At 50.7% G+C, this 23,478-nt stretch carries 21 protein-coding genes; 6 read left to right on the forward strand and 15 right to left on the reverse strand.

What is annotated here, in order from left to right; genetic code table 11:
• The first annotated feature begins 21 nt into the window (after positions 1-21).
• The 6 genes from pilB to ACPAOP_RS04540 all read left to right on the forward strand — a co-directional run bounded on the left by pilB (position 22) and on the right by ACPAOP_RS04540 (position 5,564).
• Complete coding sequence (gene pilB / locus ACPAOP_RS04515; protein WP_423681455.1) at positions 22-1,761, forward strand: type IV-A pilus assembly ATPase PilB; 1,740 nt, start codon at positions 22-24, stop codon at positions 1,759-1,761.
• Between the two features lie 15 nt (positions 1,762-1,776).
• Positions 1,777-3,003 (forward strand): type II secretion system F family protein, encoded by a 1,227-nt coding sequence (locus ACPAOP_RS04520; protein WP_423681457.1) that lies wholly within the window; start codon positions 1,777-1,779, stop codon positions 3,001-3,003.
• Complete coding sequence (locus tag ACPAOP_RS04525; protein ID WP_423681458.1) at positions 3,003-3,866, forward strand: prepilin peptidase; 864 nt, start codon at positions 3,003-3,005, stop codon at positions 3,864-3,866. Before ACPAOP_RS04520 ends, ACPAOP_RS04525 begins: the two co-directional genes overlap by 1 nt.
• Positions 3,866-4,501 (forward strand): dephospho-CoA kinase, encoded by a 636-nt coding sequence (gene coaE, locus ACPAOP_RS04530; RefSeq protein ID WP_423709470.1) that lies wholly within the window; start codon positions 3,866-3,868, stop codon positions 4,499-4,501. The genes ACPAOP_RS04525 and coaE overlap by 1 nt, the downstream gene beginning before the upstream one ends.
• A gap of 115 nt (positions 4,502-4,616) precedes the next feature.
• The gene (gene zapD / locus ACPAOP_RS04535) at positions 4,617-5,372 is read left to right on the forward strand and encodes a cell division protein ZapD (RefSeq protein WP_423681461.1); all 756 of its coding nucleotides are present in this window, start codon (positions 4,617-4,619) and stop codon (positions 5,370-5,372) included.
• Positions 5,373-5,381: 9 nt separating this feature from the next.
• The gene (locus ACPAOP_RS04540) at positions 5,382-5,564 is read left to right on the forward strand and encodes a DNA gyrase inhibitor YacG (RefSeq protein ID WP_423681463.1); all 183 of its coding nucleotides are present in this window, start codon (positions 5,382-5,384) and stop codon (positions 5,562-5,564) included.
• Here the strand turns inward: ACPAOP_RS04540 and ACPAOP_RS04545 are convergent.
• The 15 genes from ACPAOP_RS04545 to secA all read right to left on the reverse strand — a co-directional run bounded on the left by ACPAOP_RS04545 (position 5,561) and on the right by secA (position 23,391).
• A complete protein-coding gene (locus ACPAOP_RS04545) occupies positions 5,561-7,120 on the reverse strand; it encodes a sigma-54-dependent transcriptional regulator (RefSeq protein WP_423709471.1) in 1,560 nt (519 codons plus the stop codon). The genes ACPAOP_RS04540 and ACPAOP_RS04545 overlap by 4 nt on opposite strands.
• 27 nt (positions 7,121-7,147) lie before the next feature.
• The gene (locus ACPAOP_RS04550) at positions 7,148-7,699 is read right to left on the reverse strand and encodes a hypothetical protein (RefSeq protein WP_423681465.1); all 552 of its coding nucleotides are present in this window, start codon (positions 7,697-7,699) and stop codon (positions 7,148-7,150) included.
• Complete coding sequence (locus ACPAOP_RS04555) at positions 7,696-8,988, reverse strand: D-amino acid dehydrogenase (RefSeq protein ID WP_423709472.1); 1,293 nt, start codon at positions 8,986-8,988, stop codon at positions 7,696-7,698. Before ACPAOP_RS04555 ends, ACPAOP_RS04550 begins: the two co-directional genes overlap by 4 nt.
• A gap of 63 nt (positions 8,989-9,051) precedes the next feature.
• Entirely contained in the window at positions 9,052-10,176 is a 1,125-nt protein-coding gene (gene alr, locus ACPAOP_RS04560) for an alanine racemase (protein ID WP_423709473.1), read from the reverse strand.
• Between the two features lie 852 nt (positions 10,177-11,028).
• Entirely contained in the window at positions 11,029-11,385 is a 357-nt protein-coding gene (locus tag ACPAOP_RS04565) for a hypothetical protein (RefSeq protein ID WP_423709474.1), read from the reverse strand.
• Between the two features lie 2 nt (positions 11,386-11,387).
• On the reverse strand, positions 11,388-12,902 hold the full coding sequence (locus tag ACPAOP_RS04570; RefSeq protein ID WP_423709475.1) for an RHS repeat domain-containing protein: 1,515 nt from the start codon (positions 12,900-12,902) through the stop codon (positions 11,388-11,390).
• A 280-nt stretch (positions 12,903-13,182) separates the two neighbouring features.
• Positions 13,183-13,584, reverse strand: a complete 402-nt coding sequence (locus ACPAOP_RS04575; protein WP_423709476.1) for a hypothetical protein — start codon at positions 13,582-13,584, stop codon at positions 13,183-13,185.
• 162 nt (positions 13,585-13,746) lie between these two features.
• Positions 13,747-14,028: a hypothetical protein gene (locus ACPAOP_RS04580; protein ID WP_423709477.1), complete on the reverse strand. Its 282-nt coding sequence runs from the start codon at positions 14,026-14,028 to the stop codon at positions 13,747-13,749.
• A gap of 107 nt (positions 14,029-14,135) precedes the next feature.
• The gene (locus tag ACPAOP_RS04585; protein WP_423709478.1) at positions 14,136-14,546 is read right to left on the reverse strand and encodes a hypothetical protein; all 411 of its coding nucleotides are present in this window, start codon (positions 14,544-14,546) and stop codon (positions 14,136-14,138) included.
• Positions 14,547-14,564: 18 nt separating this feature from the next.
• Positions 14,565-15,962, reverse strand: coding sequence for an RHS repeat domain-containing protein (locus ACPAOP_RS04590; protein WP_423709479.1), 1,398 nt, complete (start codon positions 15,960-15,962; stop codon positions 14,565-14,567).
• A gap of 284 nt (positions 15,963-16,246) precedes the next feature.
• Positions 16,247-16,693, reverse strand: a complete 447-nt coding sequence (gene mutT, locus ACPAOP_RS04595) for an 8-oxo-dGTP diphosphatase MutT (RefSeq protein ID WP_423709480.1) — start codon at positions 16,691-16,693, stop codon at positions 16,247-16,249.
• Positions 16,686-17,564 carry an ATP-binding protein gene (locus ACPAOP_RS04600; RefSeq protein ID WP_423709481.1) on the reverse strand — a complete coding sequence of 293 codons (879 nt, stop codon included), beginning with the start codon at positions 17,562-17,564 and terminating at the stop codon, positions 16,686-16,688. Before ACPAOP_RS04600 ends, mutT begins: the two co-directional genes overlap by 8 nt.
• A gap of 11 nt (positions 17,565-17,575) precedes the next feature.
• The gene (gene argJ / locus ACPAOP_RS04605) at positions 17,576-18,814 is read right to left on the reverse strand and encodes a bifunctional glutamate N-acetyltransferase/amino-acid acetyltransferase ArgJ (protein ID WP_423681475.1); all 1,239 of its coding nucleotides are present in this window, start codon (positions 18,812-18,814) and stop codon (positions 17,576-17,578) included.
• 144 nt (positions 18,815-18,958) lie between these two features.
• Positions 18,959-20,167, reverse strand: coding sequence for an acyl-CoA dehydrogenase family protein (locus ACPAOP_RS04610; RefSeq protein ID WP_423709976.1), 1,209 nt, complete (start codon positions 20,165-20,167; stop codon positions 18,959-18,961).
• Positions 20,168-20,628: 461 nt separating this feature from the next.
• Positions 20,629-23,391 (reverse strand): preprotein translocase subunit SecA, encoded by a 2,763-nt coding sequence (secA, locus tag ACPAOP_RS04615; protein WP_186882792.1) that lies wholly within the window; start codon positions 23,389-23,391, stop codon positions 20,629-20,631.
• Between the last annotated feature and the right edge of the window lie 87 nt (positions 23,392-23,478).

Below are 23,478 nucleotides of genomic sequence, written 5' to 3' on the forward strand. Positions count from 1 at the left end.
AAACTTAACCCATAAGTCACTATGTCCGCTGCTCCACCAAACACTGCGCCGCAAGCAACTACACCGGGACTGGCCCGGGCTTTAATGCAAGGTAATTTGCTGACTGCGGCACAAGCCGACACCATAGTAAAAAAAACACAGACGGAAAAAACGGGATTTATCGACGGGCTGTTGCAAAGCAATCTGATCAGCTCTCGGGACCTTGCTACGTTTTGTTCAGAAACATTTGGCTACCCGCTGCTCGACTTATCGGCAATTGATGAGGGCCTGATACCAGACAAACTGGTCGACTCAAAACTGATGCAAACGCAGCGCCTCGTTCCTATTGCCAAAAAAGGAAACAAGCTGGCGCTGGCCGTATCAGATCCAACCAATAATTCTGCATTCGATCAGGTTAAATTTCAGACCAGCCTGGGCATAGAACTCATCATGGTGCAGCATGATGCGTTATTGAAATTGCTGGATAAAATCAGCAAGACGTCAGAGCAAAGTCTTAGTGACCTGTCTGCGGATGAATTCGATCTTGATTTTAAAGAAGAAGATTTAGGTCAGTCAGCAGCAGCGGCCGCAGCTGATGCGCAGGCGAATGAGGTCGATGACGCCCCTATCGTGAAGTTTTTACAAAAAATGCTGGTCGATGCTATCAATATGGGAGCATCTGATCTGCATTTTGAACCGTTCGAAAAATTTTACCGTATCCGCTTCAGGGTCGATGGAGAATTAAGGGAAATCGCCCAGCCCCCGCTGGCTATCAAGGATAAGCTGTCATCACGTATCAAAGTTATTTCCAAGCTCGATATTTCTGAGAAAAGAATACCTCAGGATGGCCGGATGAAACTGGTTCTGAACGCCAACAAATCCATCGATTTTCGTGTCAGCACGCTACCAACATTGTTCGGCGAAAAAATCGTTATGCGTATTCTCGACGGATCGCAGGCACAAATGGGGATTGATGCGCTGGGTTACGATCCGGATCAGAAAGAAATTCTGCTGAATGCGATTCAGCGTCCGTATGGCATGGTGCTGGTAACCGGGCCGACAGGTTCAGGTAAAACTGTATCTTTGTATACTTGTCTGAATGTGATTAACAAACCTGGCATCAACATCTCCACTGCGGAAGATCCTGCTGAAATTAACCTGCCAGGTGTGAATCAGGTTAACGTCAATGATAAAGCCGGCCTTACCTTTGCTGCAGCGTTAAAGTCATTCCTTCGCCAGGATCCTGATGTGATTATGGTGGGTGAGATCCGTGATCTGGAAACCGCAGATATCGCGATCAAAGCCGCACAAACCGGTCACATGGTGTTTTCAACACTGCATACGAATGATGCGCCATCTACCCTGACTCGTCTGATGAACATGGGCGTAGCACCCTTTAATATTGCTTCGTCCGTCATTCTCATTACTGCGCAGCGTCTGGCTCGCCGCCTTTGTACTTGCAAACGTCCGGCGGAAATACTTGATGAAGTGCTGCTGGCAGCGGGATTCAAAGAAGAAGATCTGGACGGAACCTGGAAACCTTATGAGCCCGTCGGATGCGATCGCTGCAATGGAAATGGCTATAAAGGACGTGTCGGCATTTATCAGCTGATGCCAATTTCAGAAGCGATTGAGCGCATTATTCTGAACAATGGCAGCGCTATGGAAATTGAAGAACAGGCGCAACTGGAAGGCGTTCGTAATTTGCGTCAGTCTGGATTGATGAAAGTGCGCCAGGGCTTAACCAGTCTGGAAGAAGTACTCGGATGTACTAACGAATAATCGGAGAGCAGTTACATGGCAACTAATTCCGCCAAACCTATAAAAAAAACGAAAGACGTTCTCTATGCCTGGGAAGGTAAAGATAAATTCGGTAAGACAGTGCAGGGAGAATTACGTGCGGGCGGAGAAGCGATTGTTAATGCAACGCTGAGGCGTCAGGGGATTCTGGTTACCAAGCTGAAGAAAAAAACTTACAGTTCAGGTAAAAAAATTACCGATGCGGACATTACCCTATTCACACGTCAGCTTGCGACCATGATGAAGGCAGGGGTTCCATTGTTGCAGTCGTTTGATATTGTTGCCAAAGGAAATGCCAACCCCTCAGTATCCAAACTGCTGCAGGACATTCGCGGCGATGTAGAAACAGGGACCAGTCTGAATCAGGCATTCAGAAAGTTTCCTTTATATTTTGATCCGCTGTTCTGTAATCTGGTGGGTGCTGGTGAGCAAGCCGGTATTCTGGAAGACTTGCTGACCAGGCTGGCGATTTACAAAGAAAAAACCCAGTCGATCAAGAAAAAAATTAAATCTGCATTAACCTACCCGATTGCGATTCTGTCTGTCGCGTTTGTTGTGACAGCCGTGATCATGATCTGGGTGGTGCCTGCATTCAAAGAAGTCTTCACCAGTTTCGGAGCGGATCTGCCTGCGCCGACCTTGTTTGTTATGGCGATATCCGATTTCTTTGTCAAATACTGGTACATGATTTTCGGTGGTCTTTTTGCGGTCATCTATTTTTTCTTTCAGACCTGGAGACGCTCCTTACAAATGCAACGCACCATGGACAGGCTGCTGTTGCAGGCACCTATTTTCGGCGCCGTGATCAGAAAAGCGACAATTGCTCGCTGGACGCGTACTCTGGCAACCATGTTTGCGGCCGGCGTTCCTTTGGTTGAGTCACTGGACTCTGTTGGCGGTGCTGCGGGCAATGCAGTGTATCTTGACGCTACGATAAAAATTCAAACGGAGGTCAGTACCGGTACCAGCCTGACAGTCGCCATGCAAAATGCAAATGTTTTCCCTACGATGGTGACACAGATGGTTGCGATCGGCGAAGAATCAGGTGCACTCGATAATATGCTGGGAAAAGTTGCTGACTTCTACGAGGAAGAGGTCGATGAGGCCGTTGCGTCTTTATCGAGCTTAATGGAACCACTGATTATGGTGATTCTGGGTGTCATTATCGGTGGTCTGGTCGTCGCGATGTATTTACCAATTTTCAAACTGGGTTCTGTCGTCTGATGTTAGAAGAAATTTTTTTTGCACAACCCGGAAATGTCATCAGCACGCTCGTATTAGGCCTTTTCGGGTTGTTGGTCGGCAGTTTTCTGAACGTCGTGATTTATCGTCTGCCCAAGATGATGCAGCAAGAATCGGATAACTATATTGCGCATGAAACCGGCAAGGAATTACCTCATCAGGAACCTTATAACCTGACGGTACCGCGTTCTGCCTGTCCTCATTGCGGGCACAAAATCACGGCGCTGGAAAATATCCCCATCATCAGTTATCTGCTCATCGGCGGCAAATGCACGAGTTGTAAATCGCCTATTTCGATTCGCTATCCGCTGGTTGAGCTGGTCACTTGCTTGCTGAGCGCAGGTATGATCTGGCACTTTGGCAGCGGTATTGCGGGATTATCTGCCATGTTTTTTGCCTATTTCTTAATTGCGATGACACTGATCGATGCAGATACGCAATTATTACCGGATGATCTGACGCTCCCGTTGCTCTGGCTGGGCTTGCTGGTCAATCTGAATGGAACTTTCACTTCTTTGTCGTCGGCAGTGATAGGCGCGGTGGCTGGCTATCTATCATTGTGGTCAATTTACTGGCTGTTTAAACTGGCAACCGGAAAAGAAGGCATGGGCTATGGCGACTTCAAACTGCTGGCAGCTCTCGGAGCGTGGATGGGCTGGAGTATGCTCCCTGTCATCATCCTACTGTCATCCGTTGTCGGCGCTGTCGTTGGCATTGCTCTGATCGTCATGTCAAAAATGGGGAAAAATACCCCGCTTCCGTTCGGACCTTACCTTGCCGGCGCTGGCTTAATTGCTTTATTCTGGGGAAAACAGTTGTCCGCCATGTACCTGGGAAGCTTCTGATGACCGGGCGATTTTCGGTCGGCCTCACAGGAGGGATAGGCAGCGGTAAAACAACCATTGCGAATATGTTTGCCAAGTTTGGTGCGAGCATTATTGACACCGATGTCATAGCGCATCAACTGACTCAGCCTGGCGGCTTGGCCATGCCTTCGATACGTGAACAGTTCGGAGATAAATATCTGACTGACGATGGCGCGATGGACAGAACCAGAATGCGTGAGCTGGTCTTTGCTGACAACCAGCAAAAACAAAAGCTGGAAAATATCCTTCATCCTCTGATACGCCAAGAAACCGAAAAAGCGGCGTCTCTGGCCACCGGCGCTTATCTCATTTTTGTCGTTCCTTTACTGGTCGAATCAGCAAGCTGGCGCAACAAGGTAAGTCGTATCCTGGTGATTGATTGTGAAGAGCAAACGCAGATTCGCCGAGTGATGACGCGAAATAATTTAAGTGAGGAACAGGTACGTTCCATCATGCGGGCACAGACGAGCCGCCAGCAAAGGCAGGAGGCCGCCGATGATCTGATCTTTAATGACGGCGATCTGAGTTTAATCAGCGACCAGGTCAGAGTGCTACATGAAAAATATCAATCTCTGGCAAAATCATTAATAAACAATCATCATAAAAAAGTGTGATGAAATAATTCCCGGCGAGAACAAAAAAAATTCACGTGGCATTTGTATTTTCTGACAGTATGGTTCAGAATCACGTGAAGCTAGAGTTGGCATAAATTTAAACAGGGATACTATTTTGATTGTTTACGAATACCCTTTCAACGAGCGTATTCGAACGCTATTGCGTTTGGAAGACCTGTACGAAAAATTTACTTTTTTCCTGCATCAGCCAGACCCTCTGCAACATCACATCGCGCTTGCAACCATTTTTGAAATGTTGGAAGTGGCAGGTCGTGCCGATCTGAAATCCGATTTACTGCAAGAGCTTGAGCGACAAAAACACACCCTAATCGGCTTCAAATCCAATCCCAATGTGCAGGCAGAAATGCTGGATAAAGTGCTTGACGATGTCGATCGCGTCAGCAGTGCACTCATTGCCTGTACCGGAAAGACCGGACAAAATATTCGTGACAATGAATGGCTGATGAGCATACGTGGCCGTACTATTATTCCCGGTGGCGCATGTGAATTCGATTTGCCCAGCTATCACGCCTGGCAAAAAAACACGACTGAAAAGCGATTTGCCGACATTACCGCCTGGTTTGCACCGATCGCCCCGTTGTTTGATGCCATCAATGTGGTGTTACGTCTTTTGCGGGAGTCAGGTACTACCAGCAAAGTCATTGCGCAAGCCGGTAGTTATCAGCAGATGTTACAGGGAAAAGTGTACCAACTCCTGCGCGTCAATGTCGCTCGTGAGACTAGCGCTATTCCTGAAATTTCAGCCAACAAATATATGCTCTGGATACGCTTCATGTCACAAGACGGCGATATGAAACCCAAAGCATTTGAGAGCGACATTGCCTTCGATCTCACCCTCTGCAATTTTTAATTTCTGATCATGGCGACATTTGTCAATTGCCCCACCTGCGGTAACAAGGTGGAATGGAAAGAAAGCAGCCTGTGGCGTCCCTTCTGCTCGGAACGCTGCAAGCAAATCGACCTTGGCGCGTGGGCTGAAGAAAAATACACCATTCCCGCTGTCAACTTGCCGGAAGACCCCGAAGAAAACGCTTTGAATTAACGCTTTTGCGGTATGCCGTATTTGCGTAATTTTGTCGCAATCATGGAATGAGAAGTCGCCAGTCGGGCGGCCAGTTTGCGGCTCGAAGGATATTGTGGATAAAGGCGTTCAAGCAGCGCCCGTTCAAACGCAGATACCGACAAATCCCAGTTCTCTGCCGCATCCAGATTGACCTCATCAGCACTGATGCTGCCCTCCGCCCAATCCACATCAGCAGCGCCAAGTACCCGCTGATCCGACATCGTAATTGCCCGGAATACGACGTTTTGCAACTGCCGGACGTTGCCCGGCCAGCGATTCGATACCAGTGCAGCACAGGCAGACGAATTCAGGCGACAAACCGGTTTTTGTGACTGTGTGCAGGCGCGCTCAATAAAATGTCCGGCCAACAGCAAAATATCATCAGGCCGGTCACGTAACGCTGGCATCTCCAGATGAAGAACATTCAGGCGGTAAAACAAATCCTCACGAAACAAGCCTTCTTGTACCATCTTAGGCAAATTCCTGTGTGTCGCACTGATGATACGCACGTTCACCCTGACTTCTTTATCGCCACCGATACGACGAAACTTACCGTCATTCAAAAAACGTAATAATTTCGCCTGCAGATACAATGACATCTCACCGATTTCGTCCAGAAAAACGGTGCCGCCATCGGCCATTTCAAATAAGCCGGGTTTGCCACCACGCTGCGCGCCGGTGAAGGCGCCGGACATGTAGCCGAACAACTCGCTTTCAGCAAGACTCTCAGGTAATGCCGCGCAATTCAGCTCAAGAAAAGGCGCGTTACTTCTGGTGCTGACACCATGGCAGGCTTGCGCAAGTAACTCTTTACCCGTGCCGGTTTCACCTGTTATCAGCAAAGGCGCATCCACTACCGCCATACGGGCTGCACGTTTTTTCAGAACACGCATCTGCTCGGACTCGCCGATCAGCAAGTCAAAGCCACTGCCGGCGGAATTCTGCAAGGCATGAATTCTGCCGCCGATACGGGTCGGGGCATGAAACGTCAGCACGGCACCAACGGAGCGCGATAAAGGAGCCAGCTCGGGAAGCAAGGGTTCCGATACCGGTGTCACATCCATAAAGAAAGGTTCGCCATACAAAGTCACTTCGCGGCTGGGAATACGAAAACCGTTCGCAATCAGCTCCTCTTGCAGCGCCGCGTCATCCAGCACCTGACTCAGGGTCAGTCTGCACAGCGCTGCTTCATCCATCCCCGCAACGGCCGCCGCAGCGGCATTAGCAATGACAAGATTACCGCTGCCATCAACCGCCAACACAGGGTCTTCCATAACAGCCATCATGGTGTCCAGATGCAAACGGCGACGAATACCCGGCAGCACATCTATCACCTCAATCTGACCAACACCATCCACTTTCTGACAATCTTCCTGCAAGGCAGGAAGCATATAGTCCAGCAGCTCCGGGCTGTCGATATAGATATGGGGCGGGTCAACCTCCACTGCAATGACATTCAGACCGCGCCTGGCCAGCACCGCCAGAATTTCATGTGCGATGCCAACCCGGTCACGAAACTGAATATTAATGCGCATGAATTGATGAATGAATGTGGTGGAAAATTAATGCGGCTCAGGAGTATAGTCACGCGGACGTGCGTAGTGACTGCGAAAACTATTTGTTGCCGCCAGGCCGCGCAAGCGCCCGAGATCAAATTGCTCGAGTTGCTCCAGCACGGCGCGGTTCACTGTCATCCTGACCTGTATCAGTAACAGATCCACGCTCTGCTGGCTAGGGTTACGGCATGAGCGCAAGCCGTCTCCGGCAAGGCGTACCTCACTCTCGGCAGCTTTACACATAGCGCGCTCTTCGGCTTCCACAAAGCAACGATAAACGTCTGCCAGTGTAAAGAGCTTGCTGCAGTCGCGGCAATGCCAGGCATCTTTCTCTTTACTGTCGCGCCCGACCAGACCATTCTGACTCAGAGTCGAGAGGATAGAACGTATCAGCCGCGGCGACTTTCCTGTCGTTTCCACCAGACTGCTGATACTCGTCGCTCTCGGCATCTCCATCATGATCTGCGCCAGCAGCTCAATTGCCGTGTAAAAACGCGTATTCAGATTCGCATCTGCAAATATCTGCGTTGATGACAGCAATTGTTCAAACTGACTCATACCAGTCCCTGAGGCATCACAACAGGACGATTGACACTGCCGTAACGATCCATGAACAAACCTTCGGTAGAAATTGCCGGACGCTTACCTGACACGATATCAGCAATGAACTGGCCGGAACCGCATGACATCGTCCAGCCCAGCGTGCCATGACCGGTATTCAGGAATAAATTACGGTAAGGTGTAGGGCCAACGATAGGTGTGCCGTCCGGTGTCATCGGGCGCAAACCGGTCCAGAATTCAGCCTGACTGACATCGCCGCCACCGGGGAATAAATCATTGACCGAGAACTCAAGCGCTTCGCGACGCTCTTTGCGCAGATCGAGGTTATAGCCGGCAATTTCAGCCGTTCCGCCAACCCGGATGCGATCACCGAGGCGGGTAATCGCAATCTTGTAAGTTTCATCCATGACCGTGGATTCAGGGGCACGTGTCGCATCGGTGATTGGCACCGTAATCGAATAACCTTTAATCGGATACACCGGAATTTTGATACCCAGATCGCGCAACAGGAAAGGTGAATAGCTGCCCAGCGCCAGCACATAACGATCCGCCTTGAATTCGCCTTCCGACGTGATCACAGAAGTAATCTCATCGCCTTCGTGTACCAGTTTCTGTATCGTCACGCCGTATTTAAACTGCACACCCAGCCCTTCTGCCAGTTTTGCCAGATTCTGCGTGAACTTAAAGCAATCGCCGGTTTCATCGCCAGGCAAACGCAAGGCACCGACAAATTTTTCCTGCACATTCGCTAATGCTGGTTCCACTTTCAGGCAACCCGCTTTATCCAGCGTTTCGTAAGGCACATCATAGCGTTTCAGAATGGCGATATCGGCAGCGGCACCATCAAGCTGTTCCTGATTCCGGAATAACTGCAAGGTGCCCTGGGTGCGCTCATCATAAGAAATGCCTGTATCCGCGCGCAATTGCTGCAGCACATCACGGCTGTATTCCGCCATGCGCAACATACGGCCTTTATTCACCTCGTAGCGCGCGGTTGTACAATTCATCAGCATCTGCATGACCCAGCGCCAGGTATTGAGATCCAGCGTCGGCTGTATCGCCAGCGGCCCATGTTTCATCATCAGCCATTTGATCGCTTTCAGCGGTACGCCTGGTCCGGCCCATGGTGACGAATAACCTGGCGATACTTCACCAGCATTGCCATAACTGGTTTCCAGCGCTGCAGCTGGCTGACGGTCGATCACCGTGACGTCATGCCCGGCTTTTGCCAGAAAATAGGCGGAGGTGGTACCGATGACGCCGGAGCCGAGGATCACTACTTTCATATTATTTCTCCTGGATACTGAATACTGAATTAAGCGCGGATGCGTTGTTCGTCTGTTGTTCGTCTATTGTTTGCCGTCTGGTTTACCGTCTGTATACTCGCGCTGATACCGCGCACCGAGACTGGTCAGAATTTCGTAAGCGATGGTGGACGCTTTACCGGCAACGGCATCGACTGTATTGGTTGCGGAAATCAGATCCACCAGCGCCCCCGGCTGTAAGTGTTCGCTGGCGATCTGTGTCACATCCAGCGTAATCGTATCCATCGATACCTTACCCACCATAGGCACATCACACCCGGCGATTTGTGCAATACCACGGTTACTCAGACTACGCAGCCAGCCATCGGCATAGCCGACCGCCACCGTCGCAATGCGGGTCGTTTCGCTGGCCTGCCATGTCGCGCCATAGCCGACAGTGGTACCGGCAGAAATTTCACGGGTCTGAATGATGCGCCCCTGCAAGTACGCCACCGGGAGTAAAGGATTTTCCAGCCCCGCAACCGGGGCGATACCGTATAAAGCCGCACCGGGGCGCGCCAGATCAAAGTGGAAATCAGGCCCCAGAAAAATGCCCGAAGAATTTGCCAGACTACCACCGGCAGAAGGAGCCAATTGACGAATCTGCTGAAAACGTTGAAGTTGCTGACGATTCATAGGATTACTCTGGTCTTCAGCGCAGGCCAGATGGCTCATCACATATCGCACATCAATACCCTGAATAAAATCAGGATCGGCGCGCCATGCCGCCACTTCAGCCGCAGACAAGCCCATGCGCGCCATGCCAGTATCAAACTGGACAATCGCAGGTAACGCGGTTTGTTTTTGCGCAGCCAGATTGCGCCACGCCTGAATCTGTTCGCGGCTGTTCAGCACCGGCACGCAACGATGCGCCAGAAATTCAGCTTCATATCCCACTGGCGAGCCGTGCATCACAATGATCTCAGCCGCCTCCGGCAAATGCGGACGCAAGCTGATGGCCTCTTCAAGATGCGCGACAAAAAAATGCCGGCAACCTTCATCGTACAACACCTGCGCGACCGGGATTGCCCCCAACCCATAAGCATCGGCTTTGACCGCAGCGCCGCAATGGGCAGTGCCGAGTTTGCTGCGCAGCAGCCTGTAATTGCCCCGCACCGCCTGCAAATCAATACGCAGTACCGCGCCACTCTTTCCAGCTACTTGTTGCATGTTCTTCGCACTCCATCGCTACCGGGAAAATGATGAGTATTCATAGCAATGCCCGTGCCACGTGAATTAGTCTCATCAATTCAAAGACTTAGCTTATAGCCCGGGAAACCACTCAGAAACAGGTGTATTGATTTCAATACACCTGTTGCGGCATTCACCCGGAATCACATGCAGAGCCAGACTGAATCGTATCAAAACCGGCACATCGTATATAAATCAATACAGTGTACGCATTTTAATACAACACCAAATTAAAAACGAGCAACGACCATTTTCACCCAAAAAATATCAGGCAATCGGATACTAAAAGGAAATAGTGATGAATCAGAAAAAGCATCAGGCTTGATGCACTTACCCGGAACGACACTGCATCAACGACGCGCTGGCGATTGACTGCGGGCGAAACGGTACGCGGCGCAGCAACACGAAACACATCGGTCAATCAGGTATTTTCAGGGGAGTATGTTTCAAAAACGCCTTTATCTCCTTATAAATAAAGGGCTTTTAAATATACCCCCGGGGGTATATTTTTAACACCAGAAGGCATTTCTGCGCGTTGCGGGCATAAAAAAGGCAGAACCTGTTGCGGTTCCGCCTGAGAGAATACGATGTTAGCAGGCATCTCAACGGCAAGCGTAGCGTGCCTGCTCCGTCGGGTGCTGTATGGGTACAGCTTTTCTCAAACAGCAAACGAACATCAATATCGCCTAATTGGTGCGTGTGACGCACCCTACGCTTGCTATACCCCCTATTTTTTACCACAATGTGGGAAATTTTCAGATTTAATACCACAATGTGGAATATTGCTGTGCTAGTAAAACCAAGATCAGGTTGGGCCGCCACTCATGACCATCATTCCCATACGTATGGAAATGCAAACCAGATACAGCTCTCATCGGGATCTTTCGACGCAACCTTCCATTCCTCCACAATTGCGCCAGCAGCAGCCTCAGCACTTGGTCCATAGTGAGAGACAGGCTGCCAACCGGATGAGCGTGATCGGTCGCCTACAATGGGATTCGCTCCGCCTTTCAACATCGCCAATACATAGTCGAATACAAAAGCTTCAAGATCACCACCGTCTAGGCCGAAGCCCTGTCTCCCTGTCTTGACTATTTCCCAAAATCCTACGGGATCAGATCTGGCCTCGTCGATGGAGAGTTGAAACCACTCAGAGTCCAGCGTCCCAAATTTAATGTGACGGCGCATGATTACCTTTGATGAATTTTTGTGACGTCTGGGACGCCTGGAATATTGAGGTCCAGACTGCGGCCGTTGTCTTTGCTATCTCGAATACCGAAGCCGCCTTGCCCATTCGGCAAGTTATACCAGTCACCGGGATAACGGCTATTGGGATCGAGTTTCGCACCGCCCCCTTTCAACTGATCAATTATGTCCGTCAGTTGCTCAGGAGGTACCGTTTGAACTCCAGGTTTGGCACCGCGAACATTCTCACCAACAGGCTTTCCATCGGGAGTAAGAATGTCGGCGGGATTTGTAGACTTGCCGCCCTCTCCGCTGTTTGTACCACTAAGCGCTGCCTCAGCCGAAGTATCGCCTCCTTCATTCTTTTTAACAATGTCATAGATACCTTTTCCAAGCTCATACACACCACCAATAATCAGCGCGCCCTCAACAAAAGGGGCTGCAGGGCCACTGAATGCCCCCGCTGTCATTCGCCATCCCGTCCGTACCGCGACACGAGCTCCCAATTTAATTATCGGCTCTTTAATAACTCTAAAATCTTTACCGTAAGCTGCCTCAATGGTCTTCGCCAACAGCCATTGCTCAGCTCTGGCCTGCGCCAGACTGCCTGTCACGGTGACGGTTTGTGACGATTTTCCTTGTCCGCCTGAATTATCCGCGCCACCAGTCGTTGGTTTTTCGTTCGCTGGCTCACTCTTTGACTCTGTGAAGCCTAATCCCGATTTTAGGAAAGTCAGCGTATCAGAAAGCAAGTCACCCGTATCTGCGGCCCGAAACCCCGTCGGATCTGTCAAATTCGTCGGGTTGTTCCACACGTAAGTATACCGGTTGTAGCTCTGGCTATGTGCCGGATCCTGAATCAACGGATCGGCACTCAGAAACCGTGCCATCAGGGGGTCGTAGATCCTGCCGTTCATGTGCACCAGATCGAGCTGATCGAGCATTTCATGGCCGGTGTAGCCTTTGTTGTCGACTTGCCCATCCAGATTATCCGGTGTTGCGCTGCCATCGGTGGTTCGGCGTTTGCCCCAGCTGTCGTAGGCCAGTTTTTCTTTGAGATTGCCGCTCGCATCGGTAATGCTGATGATGCTGCCCAGTCTGTCGTGGTGGCTCCAGTTGAGTTCGCTGGTGTTGCTGCCGGGTTGGTCGATCTCAACACCGAGCCCATACGGCCAGTAGGTTTTGACGGTGGCCTGACCATTGTTGAGTTCAGCTTCTTGTGCTCCGGCATAGTAGGTGGTGGTGACTGCCGGGTTGCCATTGGGCTGGCTGGTTTTGGTGTGTTTGCTGCGCTGGTGTTCGGGGCCGTAGGTGAACTGGCTGCTGTCGGCCTCGCCTTTGCTGATGCGTTTTGGCATGTCGAAGCTGGTCCAGTCGATGTTGACCCAGCGACTGCTGCGGATGGTGGTCAGCAGGTTGCCGTTGTCGTCGTATTCATGCGCGCCGATTCCGGGGATTTGCTTGACGGCATGGGGACGCACGCTATTGCTGCCGGCGGCGGGGTAGATGTAGTCGCCCATGCCAACACCGGTTTTGTAATTTTGTTGTCACCTGACATAGGCGTCCGAACGATGTTAACTAGAAACGAAAAAGCCGCACAATCCGATACTCTGAATTATGTGGCTTTTTGTGTTTTCTAAGCTTACGCCATCACGTTCCAGGTAGAACAAACTGGGTCGCAACGATTTGGATTACGTCTCCCGATTGCATTTCAATTTTTAGCTGCTGGAGTCCAGATGTAAGCACTTCAATTTCGAAGACCTCATACCAGACGAAGCAGTAAAGTCCCCAGTCATCGATTTAATCGAACATCGACAACAGATCTACTATCAGTTTCTCTCGCCAATCATCAATCACACCGGAATCAATAGTCGTCGAAAGCACATCAAACCCTTGCTCCGCCTGTCTCGGATCAACCGTTTCAATGTCAGCCAGTATGTCGAATGCCTCGTGTGCAACCTCCCAGTTACCGTGACAAACAAGATTTACTAACCACAAGAACTTGGTTGAGCAATCGAATCTTCCGAGGCAATTAACCAAAGTCGCACGTTGTTCCGACAGTTCCGGGCGATCAATGAGCTCAACGAGAACAGCTTGGACACTTGGGTCGCCGGTTTCAGCTACCGCAATGGCAAGCGCATTCCTCTCAATGCTGTCCGTTGTGCTTTTCAATCGTTTAAGCTGTTCACTTAGACTCAACATCTTTACTCCAATCGCAAAATCGTTAGGAATTACTTAGGAATTGGCTTGCCGATGTCCTTCCAATACTGCATGGCATCCTTCGCATTCTGAGAGTTTTGGATGTCCCGGCCGCCATTAAAGTCTGCTTTCCCTTCGCGGTGCCACCATTTTTGGAAATCCTTGTCATTCTGCCCGTACCGCGATACGAGTTCCCAATTTGACTATTGGCTCTTTAATAGCTCTAAAATCTTTACTGAAAGCCGCCTCAATTGTCTTCGCCAACAGCCATTGCTCAAATCTTTCCTGTGCCAGACTGCCTGTCACGGTGACGGTTTGTGACGATTTTCCTTGTCCGCCTGAATTATCCGCACTACCAGTAGTCTTTGTTTTTTCGTTCGCTGGCTCACTCTTTGATTCTGTGAAGCCTAATCCCGACTTTATGAAAGTCAGCGTATCAGAAAGCAAGTCTCCCGTATCTTCGGCCCGAAACCCCGTCGGATCCGTCAGGTTCGTCGGGTTGTTCCTTACGGGTTACGCCTTACGGTCTTGAGATGGTTGTCCAATTTGTTTGGTCATGTGTCAAATTTTTCTAAAAAATTTTTAATCGACAGACTATTGTCTGCTATCTCCTTAAAATAGCCATATTCTCCAGACCAACCACTACTTTTCAAGTGAGATTTCACAAGATCAACAACTTCGGGCAAACTCAATTCCCCCGTAATTTCAAATTCTAAAGATACAATTACCTCCTGCTTCTTAAGTAATCGAAATCCCCAAAATGGTGGAGCAAAACCTTTAAGTGAAACTTTACGTACTTTTAGTTTGCGCCCAGAAGAATCAACATAAATCGCTTTCTCATACACCTTATTCTTAATTGCACTTATCGAACAATGGGTAACTTTTTCAACTTGCCTACATACAGATAAAAAACGACTCCCTAGCATTAATACTGGGAATTCTAAATTTTCAGCAGAAATATTCACATTGATTTACCTCGATATTCAATCATTATTACCAGCACCGTTTGCTGTTTTTCCAATAGCATTTACCTCTAATGTCTTTGCCCAATTTGGCGTTCCATACCACCATTGTCCAAGAAAATTATATGCTTCTTGCCCTTGCCCATGAATCGCTGTATGTCTCGCTTGACTTGTCATCTGCTCCGTCGCATACAAAGAGTTCAAATTCCATGGTTGATTTTTTATACTATTCGGAACCATTTTTCCTAATGGACTATTTTGCTCAATTAACCAATGATGGACTTGTGTATTGGGCGGTAATTCACGAGTTGCCCCGTACCACCTCCTAGAAGCACTCCATGAATTTGAACCTAATTTCCATGCGCCACGCGCTGAACCAATAGCTGCGGCTTTCACCAAAAACACATCTGATATTGCTAGTACCGTATTCACGGTACCCCAAACGTTTCTAACATCTTTAAAATCCCTATACGCTTGTTTACCAGACCCCAAAACTGGAATCAGAGATTCGCCAAGTCCCATTTCTTGACTTTCTTTTTTCTCCATTACAGGCTTAACGGTAAAGCGCTGAACCCCATCAGCTCCGACACCACCAGTCATCGTAGTTGCGCAGTTAACGGCATTGCCAACACAATCTGGCTTGCCTGCATTAGCAACTACTTTGCCACCAGAATTATCTCTCGTATTAGACCCAGCATTTTCATAGCCAGTTGGCCCATTGTGTGTACAGTTACCCACCATTGCGGCACAACGGTTATACATGTTGCGTAGTTCTCTACAAGACATATCGCATTTTTCAGGATCACTAGACTGCTGACTAGCATTTTCATCCGCTCCCACAAACCCCGTCGGATCCGTCAGGTTCGTCGTGTTGTTCCACACGTAAGTACATCGGTTGTAGCTCTGGCTATGTAGCGGATCCTGAATCAACGGATCAGCACTCAGAAACCGTGCCATCAGGGGGTCGTAGATCCTGCCGTTCATGTGCACCAGATCGAGCTGATCGAGCATTTCATGGCCGGTGTAGCCTTTGTTGTCGACTTGCCCGTCCAGATTATCCGGTGTCGCGCTGCCATCGGTGGTTCGGCGTTTGCCCCAGCTGTCGTAGGCCAGTTTTTCTTTCAGATTGCCACTGCTGTCGCTGATGCTGATGATGCTGCCCAGTCTGTCGTGGTGGCTCCAGTTGAGTTCGCTGGTGGCGGCTCCGGGTTTGTCGATCTCAACACCGAGCCCATACGGCCAGTAGGTTTTGACTGTCGCCTGACCATTGTTGATGTCAGCCTCTTGCGCTCCGGCATAGTAGGTGGTGGTGACTGTCGGGTTGCCGTTTGGCTGGCTGATTTTAGTTTGTTTGCTGCGCTGGTGAATGACTGCGAGCAAAACGATATGCCGTGCAGCAACAAGGAAAACATCGGTCAATCAGACATTTTTATGGGAGTATGTGTCACAAATGCCTTCATCTCCTTATAAATAAAGGGCTTTTAAATATACTCCCGGGGGTATATTTTTAATGCCAGAAGCCATTTCTGAGCGTCGCAGGCATAAAAAAGGCGGAACCTGTTGCGGTTCCACCTGAGAGAATATGATGTCGGCAAATATCAAACCTGCCTGCGAAACACACCTGCTCCGTGTGCAGCAGGTGCATCGCGTCATTGAAGCAATCGCGCCGACGCAGGGTCAACAAATGATGAAGCGGATGGTATTTAAGAAAGAGACGACGCCTGCGTGGACATCTGGTCGTTTTGCAATAAGCCCAGCCACTCAAGCAGAGGAATCGTCGCTGGTAACAGGGGAGTCACTCCGACGCTGCCTTGCCAGGCGAATGCCTGCCCCTCCAGACTTTGCGGCTCTCCCTGCCATTCGCGGCAGATGTAAAAATGCAGGCGGACGTGGGCATGCGGATACACATGCTCGACACCACACCACGGCTCCGCACTCAGTATCTGAATGCCCAGCTCTTCGACAAATTCCCGTTTCAGCGCATGCAGAATGGTTTCGCCTTCCTCCACTTTGCCGCCGGGGAATTCCCAATACCCTTCGTAGGGTTTTCCTGCGGGGCGCTGGCCAAGCAAGACATCGCCGTTCGGCTTCATTAAGATGCCAACTGCGACGTCAACTGGCTTCACAGCCACTGGCGCGACTTCAGACATGAGGCACCTTCGTCACTTTACCGGCGTAGTCTCGTGCAAACTGCCACGCGACGCGACCAGAGCGCGAGCCGCGCTGCAAAGCCCAGCGCAGTGCTTCGGCGCGGGCTTCTTCAATCTGCCCGGCATCACAACCAAAATGACGGAGCCAGTGAGCAACGATGTCCAGATAATCGTCTTGCTTGAATGGATAAAACGATACCCACAAACCGAAGCGTTCCGACAAAGAGATTTTTTCCTCGACGGTTTCACCGGGATGCAGATCACCATCGTCGCCATGCGTATAACTGCTGTTGTCCGACATTTTTTCCGGCAACAGATGACGTCGGTTCGAGGTCGCATAAATCAGGACATTATCGGATTGCGTCGCAATGCTGCCGTCCAGAGCAACTTTCAGGGCTTTGTAACCGGCCTCGCCTTCCTCAAACGATAAATCATCGCAGAAGATGATGAAGCGCTCAGGTCGCTCCGCAATCAGATCAACGATATCGCCCAGATCAGCCAGATCGCTTTTATCAACTTCAATCAGACGCAAGCCCTGATCAGCAAACTGATGCAGGCAAGCTTTGATCAGCGAAGATTTGCCTGTACCTCTGGCTCCGGTCAGCAAAACGTTATTCGCTGGCAGCCCTTGTACAAACTGCCGCGTATTTTGCTCAATCTGCGCTTTTTGCGATGCGATGTTGTGCAGATCGTCCAGATGAATCGCTGAAGCGTGACGGACGACTTGCAAGTAACCTTGTCCACCGCGTTTGCGCCAGCGAAACGCATGACCGAGCTGCCAGTCCGGCGCCGGGGTTGTCATCGGCAACAAACTTTCCAGCCGGTTCAATACATGTTCGGCGCGAAGTAAAAACTGATCAAGCTGCGTCATAGTTCAGCGTATCAGGAACGGTAATCAGCATTGATCGATACGTAGTCGTGCGACAAATCGCAGGTCCAGACCGTGGCACTGGCATTGCCGCGTGCAAGCTTAACGCGGACGGTGATCTCGCTTTGCTTCATCACGCGCTGCCCGTCTTCTTCACGGTAATCAGGATTGCGGCCACCATTTTTTGCGACCCAGACATCGTCCAGATACAGATTCAGTTTGCTGACATCCAGATCGGTCACGCCTGCATAACCAATCGCCGCAAGGATACGGCCCAAATTTGGATCAGATGCAAAGAAAGCGGTTTTCACCAGCGGAGAATGGGCTATCGAATACGCAATTTTGCGGCATTCTTCAATGTCACGCCCTTCTTCGACGGCAATCGTGATGAACTTGGTCGCACCTTCACCGTCGCGGATAATCATGTGCGCGAGTTTTTGCGACAGATCGATGACCGCTTTCGCCAGTTGCGCGTATTCCGGCGAACCGATTTCGTTCACTTCTACTTCACCCGCGCCGGTCGCGATCAGCATGAAAGAATCGTTGGTAGAAGTATCGCCATCAATCGTGATGCAGTTAAACGATTTATCTGCGGCCTGCTTGACCAGATGATCGAGTACGGGTTGCGCGACTTTGGCATCCAGCGCCAGATAGCCGAGCATGGTCGCCATATTCGGCTTGATCATGCCAGCGCCTTTACTGATGCCGGTCATGGTCACTGTTTTTCCACCGATCTGCACCGTCGCGGATGCCGCTTTCGGCTGCGTATCGGTCGTCATAATCGCTTCGGCAGCGAAGAACCAGTTGTCTTCTTTCAGATTGGCAATCGCTTGCGGCAAACCGGCCACCAGACGATCAACAGGCAAAGGTTCCAGGATCACGCCGGTAGAAAAGGGCAGAATCTGCGCCGCTTCGCAACCCAGCAAATCCGCCAGCGCAGCACAAGTCGCATTCGCCGCCGCTAAACCGGCATCACCGGTTCCCGCGTTCGCATTGCCGGTATTCACCACCAGCGCGCGGATAGGGCCGGATGCCATGTGCAAGCCTTCCAGATGGGCTTTCGATACCTGTACCGGCGCAGCGCAAAAACGGTTGGTCGTAAACACGCCGGAAACCGTTGCCGTCGGCGCCAGTTCCATGACCAGCACATCTTTGCGGTTCGCTTTACGGATACCTGCTTCGGCATGCCCCAGACGAATACCGGCAACCGGTTTCAGGTCAGCAGCGACAGGGACGGGAGAATTAACGGCCATGATAGTTTCCTTGCGATGAAATCAAGCCGCCATTGTAGGACATTTTTAGGCCAGCGAACGGCAAAAATCAGCACCGGAAATGATTGACCAAAACAGACGCCGTAAGCGGATGCCCGCAGCATCCGCCTCATCCGGCGCGGGACATTACAGTCCCATCATCATCTGGGCAATGATATTTTTTTGTATCTCGTTAGAACCGCCGTAAATCGATAACTTACGCAGGTTGAAATAATTGGATCCCAGCGAACGTGCATCTCCATCGTTCGCCGCGTCGCCGTCATAGCCGTACATCGCAGTTTCCGGCTGGAATGGCTGCGCCTGCGGCCCCAGTACCTGCATCAATAATTCGCTGATAGCTTGCTGAATTTCAGTGCCCTTGATTTTCAGTATGGATGCTTCCGGCCCCGGCGCACGCTGACCGGCTTCTGCTGACAGCACCCGCAGATTGGTAATTTCTAACGCCATCAGATCAATTTCCACCTGCGCCACGCGCTGCGCAAACTGCGGGTCTGTAAGCAAAGGCTGACCATTTTTGCATGCACGCAGCGCCAGCTTTTTCAGGCGTCCCAGTTCACGTTTGGCGATGCCGATTCCGGCGATATTGGTGCGTTCATGACCCAGCAAAAACTTGGCATAAGTCCAGCCCTGATTTTCCTGACCAACCAGATTTTCTGCGAGCACCCGAACCTGATCAAACCAGACTTCGTTAATTTCGTGCGCGCCATCCATCGTAATAATCGGGCGCACCGTGATGCCCGGCGATTTCATATCGATCAGCAGGAAAGAAATGCCGCGCTGCGGCTTGACCTCTTTATCGGTGCGCACCAGACAGAAAATCCAGTCGGCGTACTGCGCCAGCGTGGTCCAGGTTTTCTGCCCGTTGACCAGATAATATTCGCCGTCAGCGTCGCGCATTCTGACTGCGCTGGTTTTCACTGCCGCCAGATCAGAGCCCGCACCCGGCTCGGAATAGCCCTGACACCACCACTCATCCGCCGACAGAATTTTGGGCAGATAGCGTTGTTGCTGTTCCGGCGAGCCGAACGCCATCAGCACCGGTGCCACCATCTTGATGCCGAATGGCGGCAGGCGTGGTGCACCAGCGGCGGCACAGGCTTCTTCAAACAGATATTTTTGCACCGCAGTCCAGCCGGTGCCACCAAACTGCTGCGGCCAGGAACTGCCGCCCCAGCCTTGCGCGAATAAAATCTTTTGCCAGCGAACATAGTCGTCACGCTCCAGCTTCCAGCCATTCAAGACTTTATCGCGGATATCTGCGGGTAAAGCGCGCGCTAAAAACGCCTGTACTTCGTCACGAAACATGCTATCGGCAACACTCAGATTCAGATTCATCGCAAGACCCGGAGTAGTGAAAAAAAATGAGAAAGCAGAACCCGCAGTATGCAGTAAACCGGCGCTGGCTGGCACTGTCTTCTGATGTTGCACGGCGACAATCCGTCATGACCAGATCAGGTGATCATCTGTATGCCAGTGTCCGATTTTGCATCAAAGAAACGGTTAAAACACATACTCCCCCCTGTTTTTATAAAAATCGGCTTAACGTCAGCGTAAACATTGGCTTTCTTAAGATACTGGGGGGAGTATTTTTAAGGCATACGGAAGCAAAAAATTGTCCCTGCAGACGAGGTTACTGCCGGCACAGGTGTTGTCAGGCAGGTCGCCCGATGGCAAATACAAGCGCAAGTATCGCGGGTAGCTGACGCCAAGATGTTAATCCGGCAAAAACAGCAATAAAAAAGGGATGAATTTCTTCATCCCTTTTTCAATGCCTGACACTAAAATTCAGACTTGCATCACGCCAGCTTGCCGTGGCATTGCTTGTATTTTTTACCGCTGCCGCAAGGGCAAGGATCATTACGGCCAACCTTCAGCGCGTAAGTAATTTCCTGCTGGCCACCGTTATTCGTCGCTGCAGATGGAGCCAGCATTTCTTCCGGTGAGGCGTTTTCATCAAAGTCAGCATGCTGGTAATGCACGTTGCCGACTTGTGATTGCGCCATTTGCTCTTCCGCCGCTTCGATTTCTTCACGCGACTGGATACGGACAGTCACCACGGTGCGAACCACATCGTTTTTGATCAGATCCAGCATTTGTGAGAATAATTCAAACGCTTCGCGCTTGTATTCCTGCTTAGGATTTTTCTGTGCGTAGCCGCGCAGATGGATACCCTGACGCAGATGATCGAGTGCGGCCAGATGCTCACGCCAGTGGCTGTCTATGCTTTGCAACATAACGCTGCGCTCGAAACCGGCAAAAGCGTCTTTGCCGACGATCTCGATTTTTTCCGCGTAGCTCGCGTCCGCCGCCTGCTGCACACGTTCAAGAATATCTTCACCGGTCAGGTTCGGCTCTTTATCCACCATGCTGGTCAGCGGCAGATCCAGCGCCCATTCCGAAGACAATACAGCCTCCAGACCGGGAATATCCCATTGTTCTTCAACCGAACCTGGCGGCACGTAAGCGTGTACCACATCGGCAAACATCCCGTGACGCAGGGACGTCATCAGTTCCGTGATGTCCTGTGCTTCCAGCAATTCATTACGCTGCTGGTAAATCACTTTACGCTGATCATTGGCAACGTCATCGTATTCCAGCAATTGCTTACGCACGTCAAAATTGCGTGCTTCCACTTTACGCTGAGCCGATTCGATCGAACGCGAAACAATGCCCGCTTCAATCGGTTCGCCTTCCGGCATTTTGAGACGTTCCATGATCGCACGTACGCGGTCACCGGCGAAAATGCGCAGCAACTGATCGTCGAGCGACAGATAGAAACGGCTGGAACCAGGATCACCCTGACGACCGGAACGACCACGCAGCTGATTGTCAACACGACGTGATTCGTGACGCTCAGTACCGATGATATGCAAGCCACCGGCATTGACAACCTGCTCGTTGAGCGATTTCCATTCATCGCGTAATTTTTGCGACTGCGCCTGTTTCTCAGCATCAGACAATGCCGGATTCTCATCGATCAGTTGCACCTGTTTGGCGACGTTACCACCGAGCACAATATCGGTACCGCGACCCGCCATATTCGTGGCGATGGTGATCGCTTTCGGGCGACCTGCCTGTGCCACGATTTCCGCTTCACGTGCATGCTGTTTCGCATTCAGCACGTTGTGCGGCAATTTGGCCTTGGTCAGAATACCGGATAACAATTCGGAATTTTCAATCGACGTCGTACCAACCAGCACCGGCTGACCGCGTTCGTAACAATCCTGTATGTCTTTGAGCATCGCACCGTATTTTTCTTCGGCGGATTTATAAACCTGATCCTGACGGTCTTTACGCTGCGAAGGACGATTCGGCGGAATCACGACGGTTTCCAGACCGTAGATTTCCTGGAATTCATACGCTTCGGTATCGGCCGTCCCTGTCATGCCTGACAGCTTGGTGTACATACGGAAATAATTCTGGAAAGTGATCGAGGCCAGTGTCTGATTCTCATTCTGAATCTTGACGCCCTCTTTCGCTTCGACTGCCTGATGCAAACCGTCAGACCAGCGACGACCCGTCATCATACGGCCGGTAAATTCATCAACGATGACGATTTCATCATCCAGCACCACATAGTGCTGGTCTTTGAAATACAAGGCATGCGCACGCAAAGCGGCGTACAGATGGTGAATCAGGCTGATATGCGCCGCGTCATACAGCGATGCGCCTTCCGGCAATAAGCCCATCTGCGTCAGAATTTTTTCAGCTTTGTCGTGACCCGCTTCGGTCAGCAGGACCTGATGCGCTTTTTCATCTTTGGTGTAGTCGCCCGGAACCTCAATGTGGCCTTTACCGTCCGGCGTTTCTTCGCCGATCTGCAAGGTCAGCAGTTTCGGCACTTCATTAATCTTGTAATACAGTTCGGTGTGATTTTCGGCCTGACCGGAAATAATCAGTGGTGTACGCGCTTCATCGATCAGAATCGAATCGACCTCATCGACGACGGCGAAATTCAGACCACGTTGTACGCGGTCTTTCGCTTCAAACACCATGTTGTCGCGCAGGTAGTCAAAGCCGAATTCGTTGTTCGTGCCGTAAGTGATATCGGAGGCATAAGCAGACTGCTTGGCGTCGTGATCGAGTTGCGACAGATTGATACCGGTCGTCAGCCCCAGCCAGCCATAGAGTTGTCCCATCCATTCCGCATCGCGCTGCGCGAGGTAATCATTCACCGTCACCACATGCACGCCCTTACCGGACAAAGCATTCAGATAAATCGGCAGGGTTCCCATCAGGGTTTTACCTTCGCCGGTACCCATCTCTGCAATTTTGCCATAGTGCAGAACCATACCGCCTATCATCTGCACATCAAAGTGGCGCATTTTCAGGACGCGCTTACTGGCTTCGCGGCACACCGCAAATGCTTCTACCAGCAAACTGTCTAAAGTTTCACCTTTCGCTACGCGGGCTTTAAATTCAGCAGTCTTGGCTTGTAAAGCCTCGTCCGACAGAGTTTCCAGCTGAGGTTCCAATGCGTTGATCTCACGCACCGTCTTTTGGTATTGCTTCAAAAGCCGCTGATTACGGCTGCCGAATATCTTGGTCAGGAATGACATGCTATGAACGAAAAGTTAAATTCTGAAAAAAGCCGCAGCAAAAACTTGCTTGCACAGCAACAATATGGGATAACTCACGATTTTACC

Source organism: Undibacterium sp. WLX3042, from assembly GCF_049544825.1.
Taxonomy (GTDB): domain Bacteria; phylum Pseudomonadota; class Gammaproteobacteria; order Burkholderiales; family Burkholderiaceae_D; genus Undibacterium.

Bases quoted from the DNA above. Each gene is read 5' to 3' on its own strand.
- mutT (WP_423709480.1), bottom strand. From the start codon at position 16,693: ATGTCTGAAGTCGCGCCAGTGGCTGTGAAGCCAGTTGACGTCGCAGTT.
- ACPAOP_RS04545 (WP_423709471.1), bottom strand. From the start codon at position 7,120: ATGCGCATTAATATTCAGTTTCGTGACCGGGTTGGCATCGCACATGAA.
- ACPAOP_RS04610 (WP_423709976.1), bottom strand. From the start codon at position 20,167: ATGAATCTGAATCTGAGTGTTGCCGATAGCATGTTTCGTGACGAAGTA.
- ACPAOP_RS04600 (WP_423709481.1), bottom strand. From the start codon at position 17,564: ATGACGCAGCTTGATCAGTTTTTACTTCGCGCCGAACATGTATTGAAC.
- ACPAOP_RS04525 (WP_423681458.1), top strand. From the start codon at position 3,003: ATGTTAGAAGAAATTTTTTTTGCACAACCCGGAAATGTCATCAGCACG.
- secA (WP_186882792.1), bottom strand. From the start codon at position 23,391: ATGTCATTCCTGACCAAGATATTCGGCAGCCGTAATCAGCGGCTTTTG.
- pilB (WP_423681455.1), top strand. From the start codon at position 22: ATGTCCGCTGCTCCACCAAACACTGCGCCGCAAGCAACTACACCGGGA.
- argJ (WP_423681475.1), bottom strand. From the start codon at position 18,814: ATGGCCGTTAATTCTCCCGTCCCTGTCGCTGCTGACCTGAAACCGGTT.
- ACPAOP_RS04570 (WP_423709475.1), bottom strand. From the start codon at position 12,902: ATGGGCGACTACATCTACCCCGCCGCCGGCAGCAATAGCGTGCGTCCC.
- ACPAOP_RS04565 (WP_423709474.1), bottom strand. From the start codon at position 11,385: ATGCGCCGTCACATTAAATTTGGGACGCTGGACTCTGAGTGGTTTCAA.
- ACPAOP_RS04550 (WP_423681465.1), bottom strand. From the start codon at position 7,699: ATGAGTCAGTTTGAACAATTGCTGTCATCAACGCAGATATTTGCAGAT.
- ACPAOP_RS04555 (WP_423709472.1), bottom strand. From the start codon at position 8,988: ATGAAAGTAGTGATCCTCGGCTCCGGCGTCATCGGTACCACCTCCGCC.
- ACPAOP_RS04540 (WP_423681463.1), top strand. From the start codon at position 5,382: ATGGCGACATTTGTCAATTGCCCCACCTGCGGTAACAAGGTGGAATGG.
- ACPAOP_RS04575 (WP_423709476.1), bottom strand. From the start codon at position 13,584: ATGTTGAGTCTAAGTGAACAGCTTAAACGATTGAAAAGCACAACGGAC.
- ACPAOP_RS04520 (WP_423681457.1), top strand. From the start codon at position 1,777: ATGGCAACTAATTCCGCCAAACCTATAAAAAAAACGAAAGACGTTCTC.
- coaE (WP_423709470.1), top strand. From the start codon at position 3,866: ATGACCGGGCGATTTTCGGTCGGCCTCACAGGAGGGATAGGCAGCGGT.
- alr (WP_423709473.1), bottom strand. From the start codon at position 10,176: ATGCAACAAGTAGCTGGAAAGAGTGGCGCGGTACTGCGTATTGATTTG.